At 41.2% G+C, this 25,298-nt stretch carries 24 protein-coding genes and 1 tRNA gene; 10 read left to right on the forward strand and 15 right to left on the reverse strand.

The window, feature by feature from the left end:
- Positions 1-3: 3 nt before the first annotated feature.
- Complete coding sequence (locus ACFSJY_RS11180) at positions 4-609, forward strand: hypothetical protein (protein WP_386034249.1); 606 nt, start codon at positions 4-6, stop codon at positions 607-609.
- 145 nt (positions 610-754) lie between these two features.
- Here ACFSJY_RS11180 and ACFSJY_RS11185 read toward each other — a convergent pair whose 3' ends face one another.
- Both ACFSJY_RS11185 and queE read right to left on the reverse strand, forming a co-directional pair.
- On the reverse strand, positions 755-1,102 hold the full coding sequence (locus ACFSJY_RS11185; protein WP_386034251.1) for a 2OG-Fe(II) oxygenase: 348 nt from the start codon (positions 1,100-1,102) through the stop codon (positions 755-757).
- 34 nt (positions 1,103-1,136) lie between these two features.
- On the reverse strand, positions 1,137-1,811 hold the full coding sequence (gene queE / locus ACFSJY_RS11190) for a 7-carboxy-7-deazaguanine synthase QueE (protein ID WP_386034253.1): 675 nt from the start codon (positions 1,809-1,811) through the stop codon (positions 1,137-1,139).
- A 75-nt stretch (positions 1,812-1,886) separates the two neighbouring features.
- Between queE and queC the strand changes: the two genes are divergently transcribed.
- Positions 1,887-2,543, forward strand: a complete 657-nt coding sequence (queC, locus tag ACFSJY_RS11195) for a 7-cyano-7-deazaguanine synthase QueC (RefSeq protein ID WP_386034255.1) — start codon at positions 1,887-1,889, stop codon at positions 2,541-2,543.
- 133 nt (positions 2,544-2,676) lie between these two features.
- Entirely contained in the window at positions 2,677-3,198 is a 522-nt protein-coding gene (locus ACFSJY_RS11200) for a DUF2937 family protein (RefSeq protein WP_386034257.1), read from the forward strand.
- A gap of 48 nt (positions 3,199-3,246) precedes the next feature.
- Here ACFSJY_RS11200 and ACFSJY_RS11205 read toward each other — a convergent pair whose 3' ends face one another.
- The 3 genes from ACFSJY_RS11205 to pheS are packed head-to-tail and all read right to left on the reverse strand — an operon-like array spanning position 3,247 to position 6,941.
- Complete coding sequence (locus ACFSJY_RS11205; RefSeq protein WP_386034259.1) at positions 3,247-3,546, reverse strand: integration host factor subunit alpha; 300 nt, start codon at positions 3,544-3,546, stop codon at positions 3,247-3,249.
- Positions 3,547-3,549: 3 nt separating this feature from the next.
- The gene (gene pheT, locus ACFSJY_RS11210) at positions 3,550-5,949 is read right to left on the reverse strand and encodes a phenylalanine--tRNA ligase subunit beta (protein ID WP_386034261.1); all 2,400 of its coding nucleotides are present in this window, start codon (positions 5,947-5,949) and stop codon (positions 3,550-3,552) included.
- An 11-nt stretch (positions 5,950-5,960) separates the two neighbouring features.
- A complete protein-coding gene (gene pheS, locus ACFSJY_RS11215) occupies positions 5,961-6,941 on the reverse strand; it encodes a phenylalanine--tRNA ligase subunit alpha (RefSeq protein ID WP_386034263.1) in 981 nt (326 codons plus the stop codon).
- Between the two features lie 251 nt (positions 6,942-7,192).
- Between pheS and ACFSJY_RS11220 the strand changes: the two genes are divergently transcribed.
- Both ACFSJY_RS11220 and ACFSJY_RS11225 read left to right on the forward strand, forming a co-directional pair.
- Complete coding sequence (locus tag ACFSJY_RS11220) at positions 7,193-7,846, forward strand: YehS family protein (protein ID WP_386034265.1); 654 nt, start codon at positions 7,193-7,195, stop codon at positions 7,844-7,846.
- A 1-nt stretch (position 7,847) separates the two neighbouring features.
- Positions 7,848-8,489, forward strand: a complete 642-nt coding sequence (locus tag ACFSJY_RS11225) for a hypothetical protein (RefSeq protein ID WP_386034267.1) — start codon at positions 7,848-7,850, stop codon at positions 8,487-8,489.
- A 99-nt stretch (positions 8,490-8,588) separates the two neighbouring features.
- Here ACFSJY_RS11225 and ACFSJY_RS11230 read toward each other — a convergent pair whose 3' ends face one another.
- The 6 genes from ACFSJY_RS11230 to thrS form a co-directional block, all read right to left on the reverse strand.
- The gene (locus ACFSJY_RS11230) at positions 8,589-11,084 is read right to left on the reverse strand and encodes a methyl-accepting chemotaxis protein (RefSeq protein WP_386034269.1); all 2,496 of its coding nucleotides are present in this window, start codon (positions 11,082-11,084) and stop codon (positions 8,589-8,591) included.
- A 251-nt stretch (positions 11,085-11,335) separates the two neighbouring features.
- Complete coding sequence (locus tag ACFSJY_RS11235) at positions 11,336-12,442, reverse strand: phosphoribosylaminoimidazolesuccinocarboxamide synthase (RefSeq protein WP_386034271.1); 1,107 nt, start codon at positions 12,440-12,442, stop codon at positions 11,336-11,338.
- Between the two features lie 250 nt (positions 12,443-12,692).
- Positions 12,693-13,052: a 50S ribosomal protein L20 gene (gene rplT / locus ACFSJY_RS11240; protein ID WP_116000136.1), complete on the reverse strand. Its 360-nt coding sequence runs from the start codon at positions 13,050-13,052 to the stop codon at positions 12,693-12,695.
- A gap of 15 nt (positions 13,053-13,067) precedes the next feature.
- Positions 13,068-13,262 (reverse strand): 50S ribosomal protein L35, encoded by a 195-nt coding sequence (gene rpmI / locus ACFSJY_RS11245; RefSeq protein WP_116000135.1) that lies wholly within the window; start codon positions 13,260-13,262, stop codon positions 13,068-13,070.
- Between the two features lie 146 nt (positions 13,263-13,408).
- Positions 13,409-13,966, reverse strand: a complete 558-nt coding sequence (gene infC / locus ACFSJY_RS11250) for a translation initiation factor IF-3 (RefSeq protein ID WP_386035020.1) — start codon at positions 13,964-13,966, stop codon at positions 13,409-13,411.
- Positions 13,967-14,020: 54 nt separating this feature from the next.
- Positions 14,021-15,931 (reverse strand): threonine--tRNA ligase, encoded by a 1,911-nt coding sequence (gene thrS / locus ACFSJY_RS11255; protein WP_386034274.1) that lies wholly within the window; start codon positions 15,929-15,931, stop codon positions 14,021-14,023.
- Positions 15,932-16,132: 201 nt separating this feature from the next.
- Between thrS and ACFSJY_RS11260 the strand changes: the two genes are divergently transcribed.
- From ACFSJY_RS11260 to ACFSJY_RS11270, 3 genes are all read left to right on the forward strand, one after another.
- Entirely contained in the window at positions 16,133-16,762 is a 630-nt protein-coding gene (locus ACFSJY_RS11260; RefSeq protein WP_386034276.1) for an SRPBCC family protein, read from the forward strand.
- 108 nt (positions 16,763-16,870) lie between these two features.
- Positions 16,871-17,731, forward strand: coding sequence for a fructosamine kinase family protein (locus tag ACFSJY_RS11265; RefSeq protein ID WP_386034278.1), 861 nt, complete (start codon positions 16,871-16,873; stop codon positions 17,729-17,731).
- Between the two features lie 100 nt (positions 17,732-17,831).
- Positions 17,832-18,050: a CPXCG motif-containing cysteine-rich protein gene (locus ACFSJY_RS11270; protein WP_386034280.1), complete on the forward strand. Its 219-nt coding sequence runs from the start codon at positions 17,832-17,834 to the stop codon at positions 18,048-18,050.
- Here the strand turns inward: ACFSJY_RS11270 and ACFSJY_RS11275 are convergent.
- A complete protein-coding gene (locus ACFSJY_RS11275; RefSeq protein ID WP_386034282.1) occupies positions 18,047-18,670 on the reverse strand; it encodes a riboflavin synthase subunit alpha in 624 nt (207 codons plus the stop codon). The genes ACFSJY_RS11270 and ACFSJY_RS11275 overlap by 4 nt on opposite strands.
- Positions 18,671-18,771: 101 nt before the next feature.
- On the opposite strand from ACFSJY_RS11275, the gene ACFSJY_RS11280 reads away from it, so the two are divergent.
- Positions 18,772-20,157 (forward strand): MATE family efflux transporter, encoded by a 1,386-nt coding sequence (locus tag ACFSJY_RS11280; RefSeq protein WP_386034284.1) that lies wholly within the window; start codon positions 18,772-18,774, stop codon positions 20,155-20,157.
- 25 nt (positions 20,158-20,182) lie between these two features.
- Here ACFSJY_RS11280 and ACFSJY_RS11285 read toward each other — a convergent pair whose 3' ends face one another.
- Positions 20,183-21,259: an OmpA family protein gene (locus ACFSJY_RS11285; protein ID WP_386034286.1), complete on the reverse strand. Its 1,077-nt coding sequence runs from the start codon at positions 21,257-21,259 to the stop codon at positions 20,183-20,185.
- A gap of 226 nt (positions 21,260-21,485) precedes the next feature.
- On the opposite strand from ACFSJY_RS11285, the gene ACFSJY_RS11290 reads away from it, so the two are divergent.
- A tRNA-Val gene (locus ACFSJY_RS11290) sits at positions 21,486-21,562 on the forward strand.
- Positions 21,563-21,615: 53 nt separating this feature from the next.
- Here the strand turns inward: ACFSJY_RS11290 and cobA are convergent.
- Positions 21,616-22,509, reverse strand: a complete 894-nt coding sequence (gene cobA / locus ACFSJY_RS11295) for a uroporphyrinogen-III C-methyltransferase (RefSeq protein WP_386034288.1) — start codon at positions 22,507-22,509, stop codon at positions 21,616-21,618.
- Positions 22,510-22,521: 12 nt separating this feature from the next.
- A complete protein-coding gene (locus ACFSJY_RS11300) occupies positions 22,522-25,296 on the reverse strand; it encodes a nitrate reductase (protein ID WP_386034290.1) in 2,775 nt (924 codons plus the stop codon).
- Positions 25,297-25,298 lie beyond the last annotated feature (2 nt).

A 25,298-nucleotide genomic window follows, 5' to 3' on the forward strand; every position in this document is an offset into this window, starting at 1 on the left:
ATTATGTTTTCGAAAATTTTTCCGAAGATAAAGTACGGAACACTATTTTTATTAGCCATGATGTCTTTTACATCGGTAAACGCCAACGCGGGGCTTATTTTGTTTACAGATCGCGATGAGTGGGAAAGCGCGGTAGGCACATCACTTGATTTTGAGGGCTTTAATAGCGCTGATGATATACTAGTCGATTATTCAAGTGGTTCGTTAAAGCGCACTTCAAGTTTAATTAGCGAAGGGGAACGTGCGCTTTCAGTTAAAGAAGGAAACCTGTTAACCATCACATTTAGTCATGAAGTATTTGCGATTGGTTTTGACTTGAATGAGCTAAACACAAACAACCTCGACTATTTTGATAGTGCTGGCCATGAGATTCTTGATGCATTAAAAGTAACGGCTATTTGGAACGAAAGTACATTTTTTGGTTTGATTAGTGACACCGCTTTAACTTCATTTTCTCTACAAGGTTTTAATACCAGCACAAACAACCCTGTTTATGGTCTAGATGCATTAGCTTTTACATCTGCAACACAAGTAAATGAGCCAATGACAGCATTCTTGATGATGTTTAGTGTAGCAGGCCTAGCACTTGCGAGAGTTCGTAAGTCTTAGCCAAACACTCCCAGTTTCTAGGGGCTACTTACTGCACATCCTTAATGCTACCACTGTGCAGAGCCCCTAACCTCAATATCATTTGGTTTTGCCCGTAGCCCAAAACTTTCTGTATTTGCAGAGAGAATCACTACAAAAGTCTCTACTATTTTACCCAGCCAATACTAAGAACATAACGCCTACCACTTGTAACCCTGGTTACTTGATGTTCGGAAATATCAGGCCTAAAAAACTTTACTCTTGAAGACTCGTAAATTGGGGTATTACAGATAAACTTGCCGCCCTGCTTGGCCTGTTTTAATACAAAATTTAGGCGAAAATGTTTTCCATCTAGCACTTTATCAATATGCGCTGGCACTAAACTTCCTTCAGGAAACCTCAACAAATAGACATCAAACGGTATTGGTCGGCGTCCTGTCGCCAGCAGAAGCTTGTCGTACCCTGTTTCTTGCCGTCCTTTTTGCCACCGAAAGAGCTTTTTCATTGCTGCCACTCTAACTTTCTATCGGAACCGTTTAGATAGCGGCTTATTCTATGCCGATATATTTATGGACTTGAACAGATAGGCGCCAGTCATTTTCTATACATGTTTTAATGGCAAGTTCAGTTGCTCGTTGCTTTTGACTTATGGGCTGCAAATACACTTGCTTATCTGTCACCTTAAACTCGTTTAGTAAAGACTTTAAGTCATCGACATGTTGCTCAGTGGCTACAGGGTGCTTAATTTCATTGGCACGTTCCATAGCTTGAGCCAAAATGGGATAACCCCCTCGCATGTTAACCTTTGGAGACACGGTTACCCAACAAGCATCGGTTGTCTTTACTTCGAACGTGCCTGACGTTTCAATTTGCGTAGAGTAACCTTGCTGCTCTAAAGCATGACATAGGGGAGTTAAGTCAAACATACAGGGCTCGCCGCCAGTGATAACAATATGCTTTGCTTGGTAGCCTTGCTGATTGAATAGTTGGATTATCTCTTCAACCGAGAGTACAGACCAATGTTCAGAGTCACCTTTTTTAGCAAGTAAATCCTTTACCGGTATAGAAAATTCAGGTTTGGCTTCCCACGTATGTTTTGTATCGCACCAAGAGCAACCTACCGGACACTCTTGTAATCGGACAAACACAGAAGGTTGACCTGTAAAAGAGCCTTCGCCTTGCAAGGTTTCAAAGATTTCATTGATTTTATAGGTAATTGCCATTGAATCGCTTTAGCCAGACGGCTAGATAAAGTAAAATTCGAAATTATTGTGATTATACCCTAAGAGACAACGTAAATGACCGAAAAAGTTGTTGTGATATATTCTGGCGGCATGGACTCGTACACTGTCCTTAACCGCGCTATTAAAGATGGGAAAGCGGTTTACGCCTTAACATTCGATTATGGACAACGGCACGTCAAAGAAGTAGACGTGGCAAAAGGTGTATGTGAACGGTTAAATATACCACATAAAGTCATCGATATATCTGCCATAAATGAACTACTAGCGGGCTCTTCACTGACAGACAGTATAGATATTCCTGAGGGACATTACGAAGAAGAAAGCATGAAGTCGACCGTAGTGCCTAATAGAAACATGATTTTACTCTCTCTGGCGGTAGGCTACGCAGTTTCTGTAGAAGCGGGACAAGTATACTACGGCGCACACTCTGGCGATCACGCAATTTATCCTGACTGCCGCCCTGAATTTGTCCTTAAAATGAATGATGTATGTAAGATTGCCAACTACGAACCAGTAGAAATACACAGCCCTTATTTACACGTTTCTAAAACCGCTATACTCACAGACGGCCTTAAAATGGGTCTTGATTACAGTGAAACTTGGACGTGTTATAACGGGCGCGAAAAGGCGTGTGGTAAGTGTGGTGCTTGTCAAGAAAGACTCGAAGCATTCCGAGATAATAACGCAATAGATCCATTGAGCTACGAATAGCAATATTAAACACCAACGTCTAGGTATTCGTCTGGGATACAATAAACTAACTAGCCAATAGCCTTAACAGGGTATTGGCTTTTTTTATATCACGTTATATGCTCAAAATACGTTACAGCAGTTAGATAACTCAATGTTTCTAAACGCCATAAAATCTACGATTGACTATTGTTTGTTTACATTAGGTTTTGTTATTGCCGTCCAATTGCCGGAGTTCATCCAACAATACAAGCAATTTCTTGCAGGAAAGTTGAGTGAATCTCAATGGCATTTAAGCAGTTATCAAAGTATTGCGGATCAACAATTTGCTGGAAGTTTAAAAGCACTAGTAGATACGTATAAACAAAGCGACCAATTAGCCATTCAACAAACAGGCGACCATGTTGCAACCATGGTTGACAGACACAACACGATTACACAACAACTTAACAGCTTCGATACTGCAAGCTATATCGACCAAATTATCGCCATGATATCGGGTATCAAGATCGAAGATGCTCAAACGGTATTAAGTTATTACCAATTGGCAGTACCACTGACAGTGGAGGCAATTTCGACGGGTGTAATCTTTGCATTTTTATTGGTTTGGAGCCGAATGATATTAACTAGCCTATTACACAAGTTAGTTGGCCGCAGTAGTCATCCGTCGTATTAATGAAAAGAAATCGAGAATAAAAAAGGCTGCATTAGCAGCCTTTTTCAATTATTGGTCTTGACCGTTGCCGTCTTCTACACGGCTTTTCAATTTCTGGCCAGGTCTGAAGGTAACCACTTTTCGCGCAGAAATCGGAATGTCTTCACCAGTTTTTGGGTTTCTACCCGGGCGTTCACTTTTCTCTCTAAGATCAAAGTTTCCAAACCCCGAGAGTTTCACTTGTTCACCGCTTTCAAGGGTTTCGCGTATTTCTTCGAAAAATATCTCAACCATATCTTTGGCGTCACGTTTACTCAACCCAACTTTTTCATAAAGGTGCTCTGCGACTTCTGCTTTGGTTAGCGCCATTGCTTAATCCCTCAGTGATGCATTCAACTCGTTTTTCAATGTATCGACCACACGATCCACCACTTCAGTGATGTCTTTTTCTTCAAGCGTTTTTTCGGTATCTTGCAATGTCATCGCAATTGCAAGACTCTTGAAGCCCGGTTCGATACCTTTACCTTGGTATACATCGAACAAGTTTAGATCAACTAAATAATTTCCGCCAACCTTTTCAATAAGTTGTAGCACTTTTTTTGCTTCAACTTGCTCTTCAACAACAACAGCGATATCACGTCGGTTTGCTGGGAAGCGCGAAATTTCGCGTGCTTCAGGCACATTTAAGTCTAAAATTTGCTCAAGCGATAATTCGAACACTAAAGTACGACCGTTTAATCCTAATTTTCTTTCTAATTCAGGATGTAACGCACCAATGTACCCAATCAAAGTATCTTGTTTGTATATAGCAGCCGTTTGCCCCGGATGCAAAGCTGGATTCTCACTTTTTACAAAATGAAACGCTTCTAACTTACCTGTTACACCCAGTAAACCTTCAACATCCCCTTTCATATCGAAGAAATCAGCAGCAGCCTTTTCAAGATTCCAGTGTTCTTGATGGCGAGCACCTGAAATAACACCAGCGATCATTTGATCTTGGCGAACACCATTTTCCGCAGAGTCATCAGGTATAAAACGTAAACCTGTTTCAAAAAGACGAACTCTCGCTTGTTGACGGTTTTGGTTATAGCTAACGGCTTGAAGTAACCCTGTCCAAAGACTTAGGCGCATCACAGACATTTCCGAAGAAATTGGATGTGGTAACGTCATTACCTCTTCACTTGGGTGCAATAATTCTTGCACTTTAGGGTCGACAAAGCTGTAGGTAATAGCTTCTTGATAACCTCTATTCACTAGCGTTGCACGCACTTTAGAAAGACTTAACTTGCTTTCTTGATGCTTACGCATAGACAAAGATGCTTGCGGTGCTACGTTAGGAATATTGTTGTAACCAAAGATGCGGGCTACTTCTTCAATTAAATCAACTTCAATTGAAATATCAAAACGATATGCCGGTACTGAAACGTTCCACACATCGTCTGCAAAATCGACCGTGAAACCTAAACGCGTTAAAATTTCAGTGACTTTATCTGTGTCGATGTGAAGACCGATACGTTGATCTAACTTTGCACGTCGCAGACTTACCGTGCGTGGTGCAGGAATGTTTTCTTCAGAAACCGCTTCAGTAATTGGTCCTGCTTCACCACCCACAATATCAAGTAACAATGCAGTTGCTCTTTCCATTGCATCTCGTTGCATTTGTGGATCTACACCACGTTCATAACGATGTGATGCGTCTGTGTGCAAGCCGTATTGACGTGCCTTGCCCAGAATAGCAAGCGGTGCAAAGAAAGCACTTTCTAAAAAGATATCTTTGCTTCCTTCGGCTACACCTGAATGTAAACCACCGAAAATGCCAGCCATAGCAAGCGCTTTTTTGTCGTCAGCAATGACTAGAGTTTCTTGAGAGAGCGTTACTTCATTCTCATCAAGTAAAGTTAACTTTTCTTCTTTATTTGCAAAGCGTACATCAATCGAACCGTCAATTTTATCTAAATCGAATGCATGCATTGGATGACCAAGTTCCAACAGTACGTAGTTTGTAACGTCAACAACGGGGTCAATTGAACGAACACCACAACGACGAAGTTTTTCAACCATCCACAGTGGAGTCGTTGCATCTAGGTTAATGTTTTTAATAACACGGCCCAAGTAACGAGGACATGCTTGTGGCGCTGATAATTTTATTTCACGAACATCATCAATAGTTGGCGATACTGGCTCAATTTCTGGGCCGTTCACTTCTAGGCTATTTAACACACCTACTTCACGTGCTAAGCCTTTAATACCTAAACAGTCACCGCGGTTAGCGGTTAAATCAACATCAATAGTGACATCATTTAAATCAAGGTATTCACGAATATCTGTGCCAATTGGGGCGTCTAGTGGCAGCTCAATAATGCCGTCAGCACTTTCGGCTAAGCCTAGCTCGGACTCTGAACACAGCATTCCGAATGACGGTTGACCACGTAGCTTGGCTTTCTTAATCTTAAAGTTACCAGGTAAAACGGCACCAACCATAGCAACAGCAACTTTTAAACCCAAACGACAGTTCGAAGCACCACAGACGATATCAAGCAATTCACCATCTTCACTTGCACTACCGACATTAATTTTGGTGACTTGTAATTTATCAGCATCAGGGTGTTGACCACATTCAACAACTTCACCGACCACTACGCCAGTAAACTCACCTGCCACTGGGTCAACACCATCGACCTCTAAACCTGCCATGGTAATTTGATGAGCAAGTTCATCTGCCGTGCTATTCGGACTAACCCACTCTCTTAACCAAGAATTACTAAATTTCATAATTGCTAGTCCTACTTAAACTGTTTTAACAAACGAAGATCGTTTTCGAAGAAAGAACGTAAATCATTAACGCCATAGCGCAACATTGTTAAACGTTCTACACCCATACCAAAGGCAAAGCCTGTGTATTCTTCTGGGTCGATACCGACAGATTTAAGTACATTTGGATGAACCATTCCGCAGCCTAGAACTTCTAACCACTTACCATTTTTACCCATCACATCGACTTCTGCAGACGGCTCTGTAAATGGAAAATAAGACGGACGGAAGCGGATCTCTAAATCTTCTTCAAAGAAGTTATGCAAGAAGTCGTGCAAAATTCCTTTTAAGTGCGTAAAGCTTACATCTTTGTCTACTAGTAAGCCTTCTACCTGATGGAACATTGGCGTATGTGTTTGATCGTAATCGTTACGGTATACACGACCCGGAGAAATAATACGCAAAGGTGGCTTCTCAGCTTCCATTGTACGGATTTGAACACCCGATGTTTGTGTACGTAAAACTAATTTAGGATTGAAGTAAAACGTATCATGGTCTTGGCGTGCAGGATGATGCTCAGGGATATTAAGTGCATCAAAGTTATGGAAATCATCTTCGACCTCAGGACCAGCTTTAACTTCAAAGCCTAGCTCAGAAAAAAATGACTCGATACGCTCTATCGTGCGAGTTACTGGGTGTAATCCACCAATCTCACTTGTATTACCTGGTAACGTTACGTCAATTGACTCTGCCGCTAACTTCGCTTTGATCTCTTCAGCACGCAAAAATTCACCGCGTTCAGTCAACAATTTTTGCACTTGCTGCTTTGCCTGGTTAATAACCTGACCAGCTTTAGGTTTTTCTTCTTTCGGCAACTGGCTAAGGCCTTTCATTAGTTCGGTGAACTGGCCTTTCTTACCAAGAAAGCCAACACGAACGTCATCTAATGCTGCCGGCGTACCTGCTTCAGCGATAGCTTTTTCGGCTTGCAAAATAATTTCGTCTAAATTCATGAGATCCTCGAAAAGCGAACTACCCGCTTTTTATAGACTGAACAAAATAAAAATGGTGGATAATTCTACACAAAATAAACGCGCAAAAGTAGCGTAAAATAAGGCTTTTTAATGTTTTTTTTATCCTAAATAACCGAGTATTTAGCGACAGATAAAATTTTGTACAAATTGTGATGATTTCACTAATGAAGGAGATTCGCGACGATAATCCATGCTAAAATATCGCGTTTTTTATTAATTTTGAGAAATCCGTGACTAATAACGACATTTTTAGACGCTTACGCTTTTGTTTTAACCTGAACGACCATCAAGTTAGGGACGTTTTCGCTTTAGCGGATGTAGGTGTCACTGAACAGCAAATTAGTCATTGGCTTAAAAAAGAAGACGATGTGCAACAGGTTAATATGCCAGATGCGAAGTTAGCTGCTTTCCTTAATGGCTTTATAACCTATAAACGCGGTCCGAAAGACGGTGATAAGCCTGCAATAGAAAAAAAGCTTAATAACAATCTTATTTTCACCAAGCTTAAAATTGCACTTAATTACAAGGCGGAAGACATTATCGCACTATTAAGTTCTGTCGATTTTCGCTTAGGAAAGGCAGAGCTTAGTGCGTTTTTTAGAAAACCAGATCACAAACATTTTCGCGAGTGTAAAGATCAAGTACTAAGGAACTTTCTTACTGCACTACAAAAACAAGAAAGGCCAACCGTTAATAACGCGCACTCTACCTCTGTAAACAAAGTACAGCCACAAAAGTCGCACGCTAAGAAAAGTGCAACTCAAAAAAGCAGCAAAAAAGATAAAAAGATTTACCACAACCCGAATGCCGCTAAACAAGATAGTAGCCGCAATGTTTTAAAATTAAAGCCAGAGCAAATCTGGGGTAAGAAAACTGAAGATTAATATGATGAATGAACTAACTTTTTCTTTCTCGCCACTAGAAATAAAAACAGAGTTTGATTGGCAGTTATGGCAAGAGCTAAATGTATTTGAAGGTGACGAACTCATCGCAAAAGCAGAGTTTGAGGTTATTACACTGAATAAAAATCGCGGTGCTAAGGAAACCTACGAGAAGCTTGACGATCTGGGCGCGACAGATTGGGAATTACCGTTGAACTTGTTTTTTACTAAACAAAACTTAAACCCAACCACTAGTAAGTTAATTGAAGCGAAAACAAACGACAAAAAAGCGCAACAACATATCATGCTCGAGGCTTTGTCTGTAACGCCTAACCGCAGACGCAAAGGTATTGCTAGATTAATGCTTCAAAAAATAGTTGAGGAACACAACAAAGCCCAAAGCCTATTCACTTTGGCTATGCCAATGAGTAACTTTGTTGATGCAGATGCGTGTGAATTAGAAAGTGATAAAGTGTTTTATCAATCTTTGGATTTAATTAACGACGATACTAACCAGCAACAGGTTGTCGATTTTTTTTCACAAGTTGGCTTTAAAGCGTTGGAAGTAGACGAATCCTTGTTAGCAGAACCGTTGCCGTATGCCCTATTAGTGAGTTCACCTCAATTGATAGCCAAGGAACAGTAGTACTTCTTTTAAATGTCTAATTATATTAGCTAAACATGTATAACCTATAGTTACTTCTATAAAAAAGCCACCTACACAGGTGGCTTTTTCTTATTCTCATTAGAAGTCTTGCCATTCATTAACGACAGTGTTTTGAGCTCTCCGCTGCACAGGGCGTGGGCGTCTAACTTCTCTTACCGGCTCTGGGATTACATTACTTCCTTCGTCACCTATTTTAAAGTTCGACACTTGTGCTAATAAGCTTTGCGCCTGGTCTTCCATTGACTTGCTGGCCGCTGTTGCTTCTTCTACGAGTGCAGCGTTTTGCTGAGTCATAGTATCCATTTGAGAGACTGCTCCACTTACTTCACTGATACCAGCAGATTGCTCGCGTCCTGCAGAATCAATGTCAGAAATCATGGTAACGACTTCTTGCACTGCCGAGACCAGCTCGCCAAAGGTTTTACCTGTGTCGTCAACAAGCTTGCTACCTTGATTAACCGCATCAACACTGTCACTAATCAAACCTTTAATTTCTTTTGCGGCAGACGCACTGCGCTGTGCTAAGTTCCTAACTTCACTGGCAACGACAGCAAAACCTCTGCCTTGCTCTCCAGCGCGCGCTGCCTCTACGGCGGCATTCAAAGCTAATAGATTTGTTTGGAAGGCAATTTCATCGATAACACCAATGATGTCTGATATCTTCTTACTCGACTTTTCGATAGCTTCCATAGCAATAATTGCATTGTTAACGACTTCTTTACCATCGCTTGCTTTGTTCATCGCGTTGGTTGACAGTTTTGTTGCTTCCGTTGCATTTTGGGCATTTTGTTGTACTGTTGATGTCAACTCTTCCATTGCGGCAGCCGTTTCTTCAAGGCTAGAGGCTTGAGATTCAGTTCGTTGGCTCAATTCATTATTACCTACTGCCAGCTCTCGAGATGACGTAAACACGTGATCCGCTGCATCACGAATCGTATGCATCATGCCACTCAAGTTATCCAACAACCCATTCATTGACTCGCCTAAGACATTAAACTCTTCGCCCAAATCAACCTCAATAGAACTAGTTAAGTCGCCTTCGGCCATCGACATAATGGCTGATTTAATTTCAGCGATCGCTTGCTTACGCTGTGTGATGTCTGTAGCGTATTTCACTACTTTGTAAGGGTTACCGTTCAAATCAAAAATGGGATTGTACGAGGCTTGAATCCACACTTCTTTGCCAAATTTTCCAAGTCGCTTGTATTCGCCAGAATCAAACTCACCTTGATTTAGTTTATGCCAAAACATTTGATATTCAGGAGAACGTGCTAACTCTGGCTCGGCAAACATACTGTGATGTTTACCGCGAATTTCTTCAATGCCATACCCCATGGTCAATAGGAAGTTGTCATTGGCATCGATAATGGTGCCGTCCATATTAAACTCAATAACCGCTTGTGACTTGCTGATCGCATCTATTTGGCCTGAGTAATTTGCATTTTGTAACTTTTGTTCCGTTACATCTGTCGCGTATTTAACGACTTTATAGGGGTTACCATTGGGATCTAATATTGGGTTATAAGAAGCTTGGATCCAAATTTCCCGTCCTCCTTTGGCAAGACGTTTGTACTCTCCCGTATCAAACAAACCTTGGTTCAGTTTCTGCCAAAACACTTTGTATTCAGGTGAATTAGCATAGTGAGGTTCAGCAAACATACTGTGATGTTGGCCTTCAATTTCCGCTAGGCTATACCCCATTGCTGCCAAGAAATTTTCATTCGCATTAATAATAGTGCCATCCATATTGAATTCGATGACCGCTTGCGATTTGCTGATTGCGTCTATTTGACCAGAAAAATCTGCGGCCTGAAGTTTCTGTTCCGTAATGTCGCTCGCGAATTTAACCACTTTAAATGGCTCACCATTTAGGTTCATAATTGGGTTATAAGAAGCTTGAATCCAGATTTCTCTGCCGCCTTTGGCTAAACGCTTGTATTCGCCAGAATCAAAGTTGCCTTTATTCAAGTTTTGCCAGAACATTTTGTACTCAGCTGAAACCGCATATTCAGGCTCTGCAAACATTGAGTGATGTTGGCCAACAACTTCATCTAACGTGTAGCCCATAGCTGACAGGAAATTGTCATTTGCCGTAATTATCGTGCCGTCCATATTGAATTCGATAACTGCCTGTGATTTACCTATTGCGGCAATCTGGCCTTCATAATTGGCCGCTTGCATTTTTTGAGCAGTAATATCTGTCGCAAATTTAATTACACCAACGGGCTTACCGTTCTCATCAAAAACAGGGTTATAGGAAGCACTTATCCAAACCTCTTTGCCACCTTTGCCATAACGTTTGTATTCACCTGTATCAAATTCACCACGATTCAATTTCTCCCAAAACGCTTTGTATTCTGCGCTTTGTGCGTATGTCGAGTCGGCAAACATACTGTGATGCTGTCCTTGTATCTCGTCTAAGCTATAACCCATCGCATTGAGAAAATTGTCGTTAGCGGTAATGATGGTACCATCGAGTTTAAATTCTATAACCGCTTGAACTCGATTGATTGCCTCTACTTTTGCGACAAGTTCCTGTTCGGAGTTTGATTGTGCTTTAGACGCCGTTGCCATAGTGATATATCCTTTCGTTTTTCTTAGATCCCAAGAAGGACTGAATTAAGCGAAGAAATGCTTAATGTTAGTTACGATACTTATAGTGCAATGCAGTAATAAATAACAAGTTTAATCTAGTGTTTTTAACAATTTATCAATGAAATTCAACAAAAATTTAGCATTAGGCTAAGTAATAAACAGCTTTAAATGTACCAAAACGTAAAAAGCCCAAATTGCGAACAATTTGGGCTTTTGGGAAAGCTATTCAATTAAGCATCGATTAGCTGATAATCTTCTGCCAATACTTTTATTATTTCTGCCTTAGGGTTTTCGCTCAAAATAATTTTCTGGCCAGTAATTTTCTCTGCGATACCCGTGTATGTTTTTGATACTTCCATCAACACTTGCGTAGGCAGTTCATTATCTCTGGCTAACGCTTCTCTCTCATCCATACGCGCTTTGTTAAGCAGGATATCAGGATCCGGAAAATGATTGAGTAATAACTGACGGAAACTCTCTTTCGAGTTTTCAACAACCAGGCCATTACGATATTGTTCACCGTCCCAAATACGAGATGAATCTGGCGTGCCTACTTCGTCCATATAAATCAGTTTATCGTTGCCCGCTTTATCTTTGACATAACCAAACTCAAATTTAGTATCAACAAAGATTTGATCCAACTTACTAAGCGCTTCTGAAATTACATCAAACCCTTGAGTCAGCAATTGCTCGTAAAGCGAAATATCATCAGCAGATTTAAAATTAAATGCAGCGAAATTGTCTTCGATATTCTTACGTGTAATATTTACGTCATCTGCCTCAGGAACTCCTGGAATACCTTTTAAAATACCTTTAGTGGAAGGCGTTTGAAGTAATTCTGGCAACTTACTATCTTTTGATAGACCCTCTGGCAAATTAATACCGCAAAATTCTCGCTCACCTTTTTCATAAGCGCGCCACATCGACCCTGTAATGTATTGACGACAAATAGCCTCAATCATTACCGGCTGTGCTTTTTGCACAATCCAAACAAATGGATGCGGGATATCAAGAATATGACTATCTGCCAAGCCTTGCTCTTTGAACAACTTAAACCAATGGTTAGACACTGCGTTTAGTGCAGCACCTTTACCAGGAACACCACGCATTCCGCCTTCACCGGTCCAAATACAATCAAATGCTGAAATACGATCACTAATCACCATAATCGCCAGTGGTGTATCAGCTGGTACATCGTAGCCTTTTTCATCAATCAAACGACGGCTATCAGCCTCTGTTAACCAATAAACACTACGTACTTTTCCACTGTGAACTGGCTTGTCTGTACGAATAGGTAAATCATCATTTACCGCCAACACTTGATCTGCAAGACTCATGCTTTAAACCTTTCTTGTAAAGAATCTATTTGTTTAAACCCACCCTATAAGATTAAACAAATAAACTCTTTTAAAATACTAAAGTGATATTTTTGAAGGTAATGCGTTTTAGAGCAAGGAAAATAAACGGAGTTTACGAATGTAAGTGAGTATATTTAACGTAGCTATTAAACGGATTAGCAATAAAAATAACCTTTAAAAAGAGAAAAGGACGCTAGAAGCGTCCTTTTACTGTCTCATTCAACTGTGATTATGCAGCTAAAGCAGCGTTTGCTTTTTCTACTAATACAGTGAAAGCTGCTTTATCGTATACAGCGATGTCAGCTAGGATCTTACGATCGATCTCGATAGAAGCTTTCTTAAGACCGTTGATGAAACGGCTGTAAGATAAACCATTTTGACGAGATGCTGCGTTGATACGAGCAATCCAAAGTTGACGGAATTGACGCTTACGTTGACGACGGTCACGGTATGCGTATTGGCCAGCTTTAGTTACAGCTTGGAAAGCAACGCGATATACGCGACTACGAGCACCGTAGTAACCTTTCGCTTGCTTTAAAACTTTTTTGTGAGAACGGCGTGCTACAACACCACGTTTTACTCTTGCCATTGTCTAAGTCTCCTATTAAGCGTGACGTAACATTTTTTTAACTGACTTGATGTCAGACGCGGCAACTAGGCACTTAGCACGTAGGTGACGCTTAACTTTGGTACGGCGCTTAGTCAGGATGTGACGAAGACCAGCTTGCTTGAATTTATAGCCGTTAGCTGTAGGCTTAAAGCGCTTTGCAGCACCTTTGTTAGTTTTCATTTTAGGCATGAAAATTACTCCGCATTTCTGCCATTAATATTAAGTTATTAGGGCGAGAGTGCTTATCGCGCTCTACTTGCAGGCCTCAATAACCAGCTTCAAGATAATAGTGGTGAGCTAAAACCGAAGTTTTGAACTACTTGTAGACCAAGCTATTAACGTTTAATTGGTGCTAGAACCATTATCATCTGACGACCTTCTGCCTTTTTAGGGAAGAATTCGACTGATGCAATGTCTTCTAAATCGGTTTTAACGCGAGTTAAAAGCTCTATACCAATTTCTTGGTGGGCCATTTCACGACCGCGGAAACGTACTGTTACCTTAGCCTTGTCACCACCTTCTAAAAAGCGCTTCAGGTTGCGTAGTTTGACCTGATAGTCGCCTTCATCTGTGCCAGGACGGAATTTAATTTCCTTAACCTGAATCTGTTTTTGCTTTTTACGCTGTTCTTTTTGCTGTTTGCTTTTCTCGTAAAGGAATTTACCGTAATCCATTACGCGACAAACTGGAGGTTTAGCTGTTGGACTGATCTCAACTAAATCAACGCCTGCTTTTTCTGCTTCGTCTAACGCTTCGTTAAGTGAAACGATACCAATAGCTTCGTTATCGATACCTTGTAAGCGCACTTCCTGCGCAGTAATAGCTTCGTTTATACGATGTGCTGGCTCTTTTTGCCCGCCTTTTTGACCACCTTTAATAGTCAATTCCTCCAAAGAACTTAAAAATATCAGGCGTGGTTTCTCATTCACGCCTGCGTAAAAAGTGTATTATGCCCGTGTTTCAACTTCTTGCGACAATTTAGCAATAAAGTCTTCTACCGACATTTTACCTAAATCTTCACCACCACGCGTTCGAACGGCAATTTCACCATTCTCCATTTCTTTGTCACCAACAACTAAAAGATATGGAACACGCTTTAATGTGTGCTCGCGGATTTTAAAGCCTATCTTCTCATTTCTCAAGTCAAGTTTTGTTCTAAAGCCATTTTCTTTCAGTTTTTTAACAACTTTTTGACAATATTCGCTTTGTTTTTCCGTAATATTCATCACAGTCGCTTGAACTGGAGCTAACCAAGTTGGGAATTTACCCGTATATTCCTCGATTAAAATACCAATGAAACGTTCTAAAGAGCCAAGAATTGCACGGTGAATCATCACCGGTATATGACGTTCGCCATCTTCGCCGATATAAGAAGCATCTAAACGGCCAGGTAAAGCAAAATCTAACTGCACAGTACCACATTGCCAATTACGGCCTAAACAATCCAATAGTGTGAATTCAATCTTTGGACCATAGAACGCACCTTCACCAGGCAAGTACTCAAATGGGATGTCTAAGCTTTTAAGTGCATTTGCTAAACCTTCTTCCGCTTTATCCCATATTTCATCCGCGCCTATCCGTTTCTCAGGACGAGTAGAAAGCTTCACCAGAATATCTTCAAAACCAAACGTTTTATATACGTCATAGACCATTTCGATACATTTAGTAACTTCTGCCTGAACTTGATCTTCTGTGCAGAAAATGTGTGCATCATCTTGAGTAAAACCACGCACACGCATTAGGCCGTGCAAAGCACCTGATGGCTCATTACGATGACAACAACCAAATTCTGCCATACGCAGCGGTAAATCGCGGTATGATTTTAAACCTTGATTAAATATTTGAACATGGCCTGGACAGTTCATTGGCTTAATAGCATATTCACGCTTTTCAGATTCCGTAGTGAACATGTTCTCAGCGTATTTATCCCAATGTCCGGAGCGTTCCCACAACTGACGGTCCATCATTAATGGACCTTTTACTTCATCATAATCATACTCGTGAAGTTTTTCGCGAACGAACTTTTCAAGCTCAGTGTAAATAGTCCAACCATCGTTGTGCCAAAATACCATACCAGGCGCTTCTGTTTGCCAGTGGAATAAGTCTAATGCTTTACCAATTTTACGGTGGTCACGTTTCTCTGCTTCCGCTAAACGTTGTAAGTAAGCTTTCAACTGCTTCTTGTCAGCCCAAGCTGTACCGTATATGCGTTGCAGCATTTTGCGTTCAGAATCACCACGCCAGTATGCACCAGCTACATTCATCAACTTAAAGTGATGACAGTGCTTCATGTTTGGTACATGAGGACCGCGACACATGTCGATATATTCTTCGTGGTGGTATAAACCAGGACGGTCGTCTTTAGAAACGTTCTCGTCTAGGATTTCAATTTTGTACGGTTCGCCACGCGATTCAAAGGTATCACGGGCCTCTTGCCAAGAAACTTTTTTCTTAACAACTTCATAATTTGTCTTGGCTAGTTCAAGCATACGCTTTTCTAGCTTTGCTAAATCTTCATCATTTAGCGGGTGCTCAAGGTCTACATCGTAGTAAAAACCGTTATCAATCGTCGGACCAATGGCCATTTTTACGTCAGGGTATAGCTGCTTAATTGCATGACCCAATAAGTGAGCACAAGAGTGGCGAATAATCTCTAGACCGTCTTCGTCTTTCGCGGTAATAAGCTGTAGTTCACTATCTTCGGTGATCATTTCACACGCATCCACGCGTTCACCATTGATTCGACCCGCTAAAGTAGCTTTCGCTAAACCAGGTCCTATGTCTAAAGCAACATCCATTACAGATACAGCGTTATCGAAAGAGCGTTGACTTCCGTCAGGGAGAGTAATTACAGGCATGAATTTTCCTTTAATACAGTGGCGACACACACGAAGCGCCGCTTGTTAACATTCACCACAGAGTATATTGTGGTCTAATAATTTGTAAGCTCGGAAATATAGGGAAATTCCCCCGCTTTTTCAATGGAAAAATGGAATAAATACAAGCTAATTCAGCATTTTCACCAAATTGTCATTTTTTTTCTGGTTTTTTCATCGGTAATGCCAGCAACTGCCCAAGAAAACGAGTGGCGCTTAGTGAGGTCAAATGACGTAATTAACATTTGGCAAAGCAAGTCAAAAGCTGACGGAATCTCGACAATCAAAGCAGAACTAACAACAAAATCGACGTTGTCAGGTTTCCTTTTGTTTTTACAAGACACCGCTAACATCCCCAACTGGCTCGACAACTCAGATTACAGTGAAATAATTGCCCAACTAACGCCAACGAGAAATGTGTTTATTACCCAATTTGAAGGAGTGTGGCCAGTTAAATCGAGAAATATGGTAATAGAGACAGAATATGTGCAAAACGACGATTTTAGTATTGATATTTTTGTACAGGACGCATCAACAAAAGCAGAACAAATTTCAGACTCTATTCGGGTCACCGTAAACCAAGCGCACTGGCACATTAAGCCAATCATTGATTCGGGTATACAGATTCAATACCAGTTTTCTGTTGATCCCAATGGCGCAATTCCAGATTGGTTGGTAAACAAAATGACGCTAGATTCAGTGTGGAAAACGTTGAATAACATACATCAACAGCTGCCAAGTTCGTCTTGGCAGGATTTCTCTATCAGTAATATTGAAGAGCCTACGAGGGAAAATAGCGCTGAAATGCGCTAATTTTGGGAGAAATACTTCTGTAGTAAAACCGTGTTTATACGCCTGTAATTGGTGCTTCTGGGCATTATTAGCCATACTGTAATTAGCATTGAATAAGAGAAAATAACGATGTGGCAAACCATAGAAGAAGCTATTTCAGAGGCAACTCGCACCGATTTTCATATTTCGGAAAAATCTGAGGTCACCGGAGGCGATATTAATCTTGCTTATCGCATATCTAATGGACAACGCGATTACTTTGTAAAATTAAATGATAGAACCGCTTATGGCTCCATGGAACAAGAGGCTTACTCACTTTCTCAGATAAAAAATTTAGCCCCCATTTCTTGTCCTTCTCCAATAACCACTGGTGTTACATTAGATAAAAGCTTTTTGGTGATCGAGCACTTAAATCTTTCAGATAAAGGAGATTGGTTTGAGCTTGGCAGTCATCTAGCGAAAATGCACAAACAGTGCACCCATGGGGAATATGGATGGCAACACGACAACTTTATTGGCAGAAATTTGCAACCAAATAAATGGCAAAAAAATTGGAGCATGTTCTTTTCAGAACAGCGCATTGGTTGGCAATTGCAACTGCTTCATGAAAAGTCGATAACATTTGGCGATATCGACCATATATGCCAATACGTCCATGAACAACTCGTTTCTCATCACCCGCGACCTAGTTTACTACACGGCGACCTATGGTTAGGGAATGTCGCTTTTAGTGACCAGCATGGTGTCATTTATGATCCAGCATGTTATTACGGTGATAGAGAATGTGATATCGCAATGACAGAATTATTTGGTCAGTTCCCTAGCGCCTTTTATCGAGGATACAAAGAAGTCTTTCCACTACAAAAAGGGTATGAAACGCGCAAACATATCTACAATTTTTACCATATTCTTAATCATGCCAATCTCTTTGCAGGCGTTTATATTGACCAAGCAAGAGCCTCTCTACAGCGATTATTTTCACTACACTAAGTGTCAAACGATTGAAAATATGACACTAATTTGAAAACTAGCACTCACATGTATTTGCGCCATAATTAAAGGAGTGTGCGACACTTTCGAGAGGTGCAATATGCTCGAAGAACTTAAACAAGAACTCAAGCAAGTCCGTATCAAATGCCCACATTGTGGACACCATCTTCACGTACTTTTAGATCCAACCGCAGGTGACCAGGATTACTATGACGAATGCCCCGCTTGCTGCAGTGACATTCATCTAAACATGCACATTGATGAAGAACATCAAAGTATCGAATTAAGTGTAGACGCGGATGATGAACAGTATTTCTAAGCGAGCTTGAGCTTCATTCGTTCTATAGTTTCGACTATCGTCATAGTTTGCTGATCAAACTCAATATTGACATTATCCCCTATGTCCAACAGCCCTATGTTTGTTCTCTCTAACGTTTCAGGAATTAGGTGAACCGAAAACATGCTCCCCTCTACATTTCCTATCGTCAAACTCGTGCCATTAATGCTGATAAATCCCTTTTCAACGAGATACTTATTCCAATTGCCCTGACAAATAAATGTAATTGCAACATTATCAGCATTGTTTACAATACTGTGCGCCGACGCAATGGTATGAACATGACCAGAAACTTGATGTCCGCCAATTTCGTCACCAACCTTTAACGAACGCTCAAAATTAACGAAATCACCCTCTTTCAACGCCCCTAAATTGGTTACGCGTAACGTTTCATCAATCACGTCAAAAGCAATACTTGCTTGATTTTCCTCAGCATCATCTACTGAAACCACCGTTAAGCAGGTTCCGTTTATCGAGATACTCGCTCCAAGCTCAATTTGTTCCGCATTTTCGCTATTAACTTGAATCACTAAACGACATATTTCATTGTTAATCGTCGTCGACAGTATTTTTGCCTTTGCTTGAACGATACCTGTAAACATAACCTACACTTTACCCATATGATTTGTATCAAATTTATTTAAACAAATGACGAATTACTGTATTAAGTGCAAGGTGAAAAAGCTATGATTGCGCTTCTGCAGTGTCGACACATGTTTCCTTAGCCATGCATTTTACGCGATTTATTTCTCAGTCAAAGAGTTTACTTAAACTAGCCTACCCAATTTTGATCGCTCAGTTGATTCAAAACTTAATGGGATTCGCTGATACCGTGATGGCGGGACGCGTCAGTGCGACAGATATGGCAGCAGTTGCCGTTGCCAGCAGCGTATGGTTACCCGCTATTTTAACTATTTCCGGTATAATGATGGCACTTGCCGCCATTGTTTCTCAATATACTGGTGCGAAAGAGTACGACAAAATTGCCAGTGCGACATACCAAACCGCATGGATTGGCGTTGTTTTAGGTGTTGCTTTAATACTTCTGAATACATTTCTGGCACCCGCTATTTACGACTCTGTCACGCTCGAACAAAACTTAAAAGACCTGATGTTTGATTACCTCGACTATATTGTTTGGGGTGGTCCTGCGTTTTGCCTGTATTTTGTTCTGCGCAATTACTCCGAAGGCATGTCGCATACTCGGCCTACGATGATTATTAGCATCATTGGATTGATTATTAATATACCTGCTAATTACGTCTTTATTTATGGCGAATTTGGCATGCCAGCCCTTGGTGGCGCCGGATGTGGTTTAGCAACGGCAATTGTGTATTGGGTAATGTTTATCAGTATGCTGCTGTACACCTACTTCTCTAAACACCTTAAAAAAGCCCACCTTTTTGATAAGTTTTTCTGGCCCAATTGGCATGAAATTAAAGGAATTTTAATAGTCGGTGTGCCTATAGCCTTCTCGCTTTTGTTTGAAGTCAGTCTCTTTGCTGTTGTTGCGATAATTCTTGCGCCATTTGGTGCTGAGGTTGTCGCGAGCCACCAAATAGCCATTAACTTTTCTGGGTTAGTTTTTATGGTACCGCTAAGTTTAGCCATGGCTGTTACCATCAAAGTCGGCTTCGCTGTAGGAAACAAGGAATATCAACAAGCAAAAGACCTTTGTTTCTATTCGGTCATGTTAGGACTCGTAATAGCAGTAGTAACGGCTACCGGTACTATTATTTTTAATTCGGAAATAGCATCAATTTATACAACAGAAACCAAAGTTATCGAACTTGCCGCTAGCTTGATGTTTTTGGCGGCTATGTTCCAATTCTCCGATGCGATACAAGTTATATCTGCAGGAGCCTTGAGAGGTTATAAAGATACAACGGCTATCCTCATTATCACATTCTTTGCTTATTGGATTGTCGGCCTTAGTATTGGGTTAGTGCTGGGCTTAACTGACTGGATAATTGAGCCTATTGGCCCCTATGGATTCTGGATTGGTTTTATTTCGGGGTTAACAGCAGCAGCTATTATGCTTGCGATTCGTTTAAAGGTGATTCAAACAAGAATAGAGAGCAATGGTTAACACTGCTCTCTTCTTAAGAAAGTAATTATTTTTCTACAACCACTTTTTCAGTGACTTCAACACGCGCCATAATGCGGCGGTTTTCACTGTGTGCTTCGGCGCTATTCTCTGAATTTAATAAACGCTCTTCACCATAACCAACAGCATTCAAACGACTTGCTTCAATGCCATAGTTATTGACTAGCATGTCAACGATGGCTTGAGCGCGTTTAAGTGAAAGCTTCTTGTTGTAGTCAGCATTACCAACAGCTGAAGAGTGACCTTCTATGGTCAAGTTCGCTTGCTGGTAGGCATTTAAGAAGTTAGCAGCTTTCTCTATTTCGTCTGTATATTCATTTTTAACTTCAGCACTGTTGTTATCGAAGTTTACTAACAAACGCATTGATTTCACTTCATCACTAAACAATGTACAGCCTAAACTATCAACCATATGATTCTCAGGTGTATTTGGGCAGCTATCTTTGCTGTCCATCACACCGTCATTATCTGAGTCTTTGTCAACATTTGCGACTAACGCTGGTTCTGTTGTTACCACAGGCTCTTTCGCTACAGTACGTTTCTTATTTTCACCGAAGAAGTACATTAAACCAATTGATGCTGTCCAATCTTTGTGATGGTCTTCAAATTGGTAGTGGCCTTTACCCTCGATGTAAGCAGCGAAGCGTGTGCTGAAATAATGGCGGATACCAATACCTACGTTTGCTGACACTTCTTTATCTTCAAGGTCGATGTCTTTGAAACCACCAACATAGTAAAACTGTTGTTTATTTGGAAAATGCAATAAATCTAACGCGACAGATGAACCGTCCTGCTCGCCAAATAAACTACTGTCAGCATCTACAGACAAATCCGTATATTGGATTCGAATTTCGTTCATTTCAGAAAAGCGATAACCTAATTCAACGCCTAGTCCATCACCATCATCTAGTGTTGAGGCGGCATTATCTAAGATTTTGTAGCGGTCATCATCAGCATTAAAGTAGCTGTAGTGCACACCACCGTATGCCTGACCAACGAGCTGAGACGCGTCCGGTTGTTCACCCGCTACAGTGTGTGCAGAAAGTGAAGCTAGCGCCAAGAGTGAGAGTGTTTTATTTTTCATGGCATTCCCTTTTAAATTATTGTTAAAGCTATTATAACAAAATGAGTTACAAACGATTTACAATTTATTCATTAATTTAAAATAAAGTGATTGTTACCATAAAACCAGCATTTTGATTGCAATTTGAACGAACAAACATCAATTGTCATATTTTGCGTGAAAACTACTTGCAACATTAATTCAGCACCGATAACATAGCGCTCCGTTGCTTAAGCAACATCCCTTTGGGAGCGTAGCTCAGTTGGTTAGAGCGCATCCTTGACATGGATGAGGTCGCTGGTTCGACTCCAGTCGCACCCACCAAATTCTAAAAAGCCGCATTAAATGCGGCTTTTTTCGTTTATATCCCTCGAACACTAGCTGGCAGCGTATTGCTTTCCTTCAATCAAAGTTAAGTCCACATTCTCGCGGTAGTTCACCACATCCCCAACAATAATCAATGCCGGACCAACGAAGTCATTTAGCATACTAGAAGGCTCTATCGTACCTAAGGTTGAACACACGACTTTTTGTTCTGTACTTGTACCTTGATCAATAACCGCCATTGGCATTGACGGCTCCATTCCATTCTGAGTTAGTTTTTCTGCGATTAATGCAACTCTGCTTAACCCCATGTAAAACACTACAGTTCCCTGCTCTTTGGCTAATTGCTGCCAGTTACACTGCTCATTTTCGTCTTTTAAGTGAGCGGTAACAAATTTTACTGATTGAGCACAGTCTCTATGCGTCAAAGGTATACCAGAATATGCGGCGCAACCGCTCGCTGCAGTTATCCCTGGCACAATCTGAAAAGGCACGTTGTTTTTCTGTAGCGTTGCTGTTTCCTCAGCTAGCCTTGCGAAAATACTCGGATCACCACCTTTTAAGCGGACAACTCGTTTGTTTTTCTGAGCCTCTGCTAACAGCAACGCATTAATATCCGGCTGCTTCATCGAATGTTTGCCACATTTTTTGCCGACAAAAATACGTTCTACATGCGCGGGAATGAGCGTGTTGATTTCAGGGTTTACCAGCCAATCAATAAGTACAACATCTGCCTGTTGCAATGCCTTTACTGCTTTCAGTGTCAAAAGTTCAATATCCCCGGCTCCGGCACCGACGAATACAACTTCACCGCGTTTATTTTCATCTTGAAGTGGTTTTTTTGGTTTAAACAAACGATTTAAGAAGCTGCCACTCCACAGCTGTTCACGCTGCTTTGCTTCCAACCCATTTGATTTGATGCGTTTAAAAGATAATACCGACAACATACTGGCTCCTTTCTACGCCGTTGCAACTTCTGTCACGGGAATTTGTTCACCGTGTAGATGCTTGTTAATAAGACTTTGAAGTTCAGGTTTGCACGAGCCACAATTAGTGCCGCATTTTAATTGTTTACCCAACTTCGTTACGCTATCACTACCTGCTTCTAAAGCTTGTTGTATTTCATACTCACTAACATTAAAACAGGTACAAACATTACGACTGTTTAGTCCTGGCGAAGGTGGACTACCTGACAGCAACGTTTGTATCTCGGCAAATGGCAGTGTTGCCTTATTAAAAAACTCACTTGTCCAAAGGGGTTCAGCGAACGCTTCATTACGTTGAAAAACTGCACATATTAGTTTGCCATTAGCCAAACAAATATGCTGTTCACCTCCTCGTACGGAAGCACTTATCCATTCTCCCTGAAACGCTTTGTGCCTCTTAATTGATAGAATATCAAAAGTAGCTTCGCGGTTAGCAAACTGATAATGATTAAAGGCTTCTTTCTTGCCAAATACTGCGTAATCACTATCTGACATCATACTTTGGGGCAGAGATGCAGACGCAAGTACGTCTATATACTGAGAAAATTCCGCTTTATCGAGCTTAACCCCAGTGTGCTTTGCTTCTGGCTGACCACTTAATGGGTCTACTTTCCTTTGATATAAGTTAGTTACAACGGCGTTAGAGGCAAACTGAGCATTCCAGTGAATAGGCATAAAACATTGCCCCTGAGTCACAGAGTCACTCACTAATACAGGTACTGTAATCTGTCCAGTTGCGTTCGTTACATGAGCAATATCTTCGTTTTGTAAACCAAGCTTTTTGGCGTCAAACGTATTTACTGACAAATATGGCTTTGCCAAATGCTGATTCAATTTTCCCGCATTACCCGTTCTTGTCATGGTGTGCCAGTGATCTCGGAACCTACCACTGTTTAATACCAGTGGATATTCATCACTAATTTGTTGTACAGGCAATTTAGGCGTTATAGGGAACAGGCGCGCTTTAGATGATTTTGTAGCAAAACGACTATCGCCAAACAGTCGCTTTGTACCAGTAGGATTAGCAGTGTTTATAGGCCACTGGATCGGTGCCAAGTTTTGATACTCGCGATCACTTAAGTCAACGATTCCAGACAAATCTAGAAAACGGTTGGTCTCACCACTATTTTCAAAAGCAGTTAATGCTGTAAATTCATTAAATACATCGGAAGGTTTGCGGTAGTCAAACCCGTCAAAGCCCATAGCAGTCGCCACTTCAGAGACAATTTCCCAGTCGTGTTTTGCTTGTCCGCTTGGTTCTATGGACGGACGTTGCCTTGAAATGCAACGTTCAGAGTTAGTTACCGTACCGTCTTTTTCAAGCCAAGGTGTAGCGGGCAACTTGACATCAGCAAAGGCTAACGTATCGTTTTTCGCTACGCAGTCAGAGACAACGACCAGTTCACATTTCTCTAGCGCCTTTTTGATTAGCGCATTATCAGGCAAACTCACTGCTGGGTTCGTTGCCATGATCCAGACGGCTTTTATTTTGCCTTCTGCCATCTGCTCGAACATATCCATCGCTTTTGCACCTGGTTTCTCGCAAATCGTTGGTGACTGCCAGAAGCGCTGCACTAAATCACGGTGCTTATCATTTTCAATATCAAGATGAGCAGCCAATTGGTTAGCAAGTCCACCTACTTCGCGCCCGCCCATAGCATTGGGTTGACCAGTGATAGAAAACGGGCCTGAACCTGCTTTGCCAACTTTACCAGATGCCAAGTGCGCATTAATAATACTGTGGCACTTATCAACGCCTGACGTAGACTGGTTAATGCCCATAGAATACATCGTGATAACGCGTTCCGATTTTGCAAAACTCTGGTAGTACGCAGTAATTTCTTCTACGGATAACCCGCAAAAGTTCGCTACTTTCTCCAACGTCCAGTTTTTTGCTTCTGCCAACGCTTCTTCAAAGCCTTCACAGTGCTGATCAATGAATGCGTCATCAATATGGTTTGTTTTGTCTAAGTATTGCAATAGCCCGTTAAACAATGCTGCGTCACTGCCGGGCTTAATCGCTAAATGTAAATCAGCGCCTTCAGCAGTAGCCGTTTTACGGGGGTCAATAACAATGATTTTGAAATCTGGATTTATTTGGCGTGCGCGCTCAATTCGTTGAAATAACACTGGATGCGTCCACGCGGCGTTTGAACCAACGAGCACAAGTAAATCAGTTAACTCTAGATCTTCATAGTTACATGGAACGAGATCTTCGCCGAATGCGCGTTTATATGCAGATACCGCTGATGACATACATAATCGCGAGTTAGTATCTATGTTCGCGCTGCCGATATAGCCTTTCATCAGCTTATTGGCGACATAGTAGTCTTCCGTTAGCAACTGACCAGAGACATAGAAGCCAACCGCATCAGGACCATACTCTGTAATAATATGATTGAGTTTTTCTGCAACATGAAATGTTGCTTTTGGCCAAGAAACACGTTCACCGCCAATTTCTGGGTACAGTAACCTGCCTTCAGCCTCAACTGTATCCAGTAAATGCGAACCTTTAACGCACAAGCGGCCAAAATTCGCTGGATGTTGAGGTGAAGGTGACAGCGATACTGCTTCACCTTTTTCTACTTTTATATCAACGCCGCACCCTACACCACAGTATGCACATGTTGACTGTACTATTCTGTCTTGGTGTTGGGTACTTAACGCGCTAGCAACGGACGCCGCCAAAGCACCATTTTTTGTACGATTTGGCGTGTCCATGTGCTCGAAAGTTATGCTTTCTGCCATGA

The sequence above is a fragment of the Thalassotalea euphylliae genome, from assembly GCF_042682785.1.
In the GTDB taxonomy this organism is placed as follows: domain Bacteria; phylum Pseudomonadota; class Gammaproteobacteria; order Enterobacterales; family Alteromonadaceae; genus Thalassotalea_F; species Thalassotalea_F euphylliae.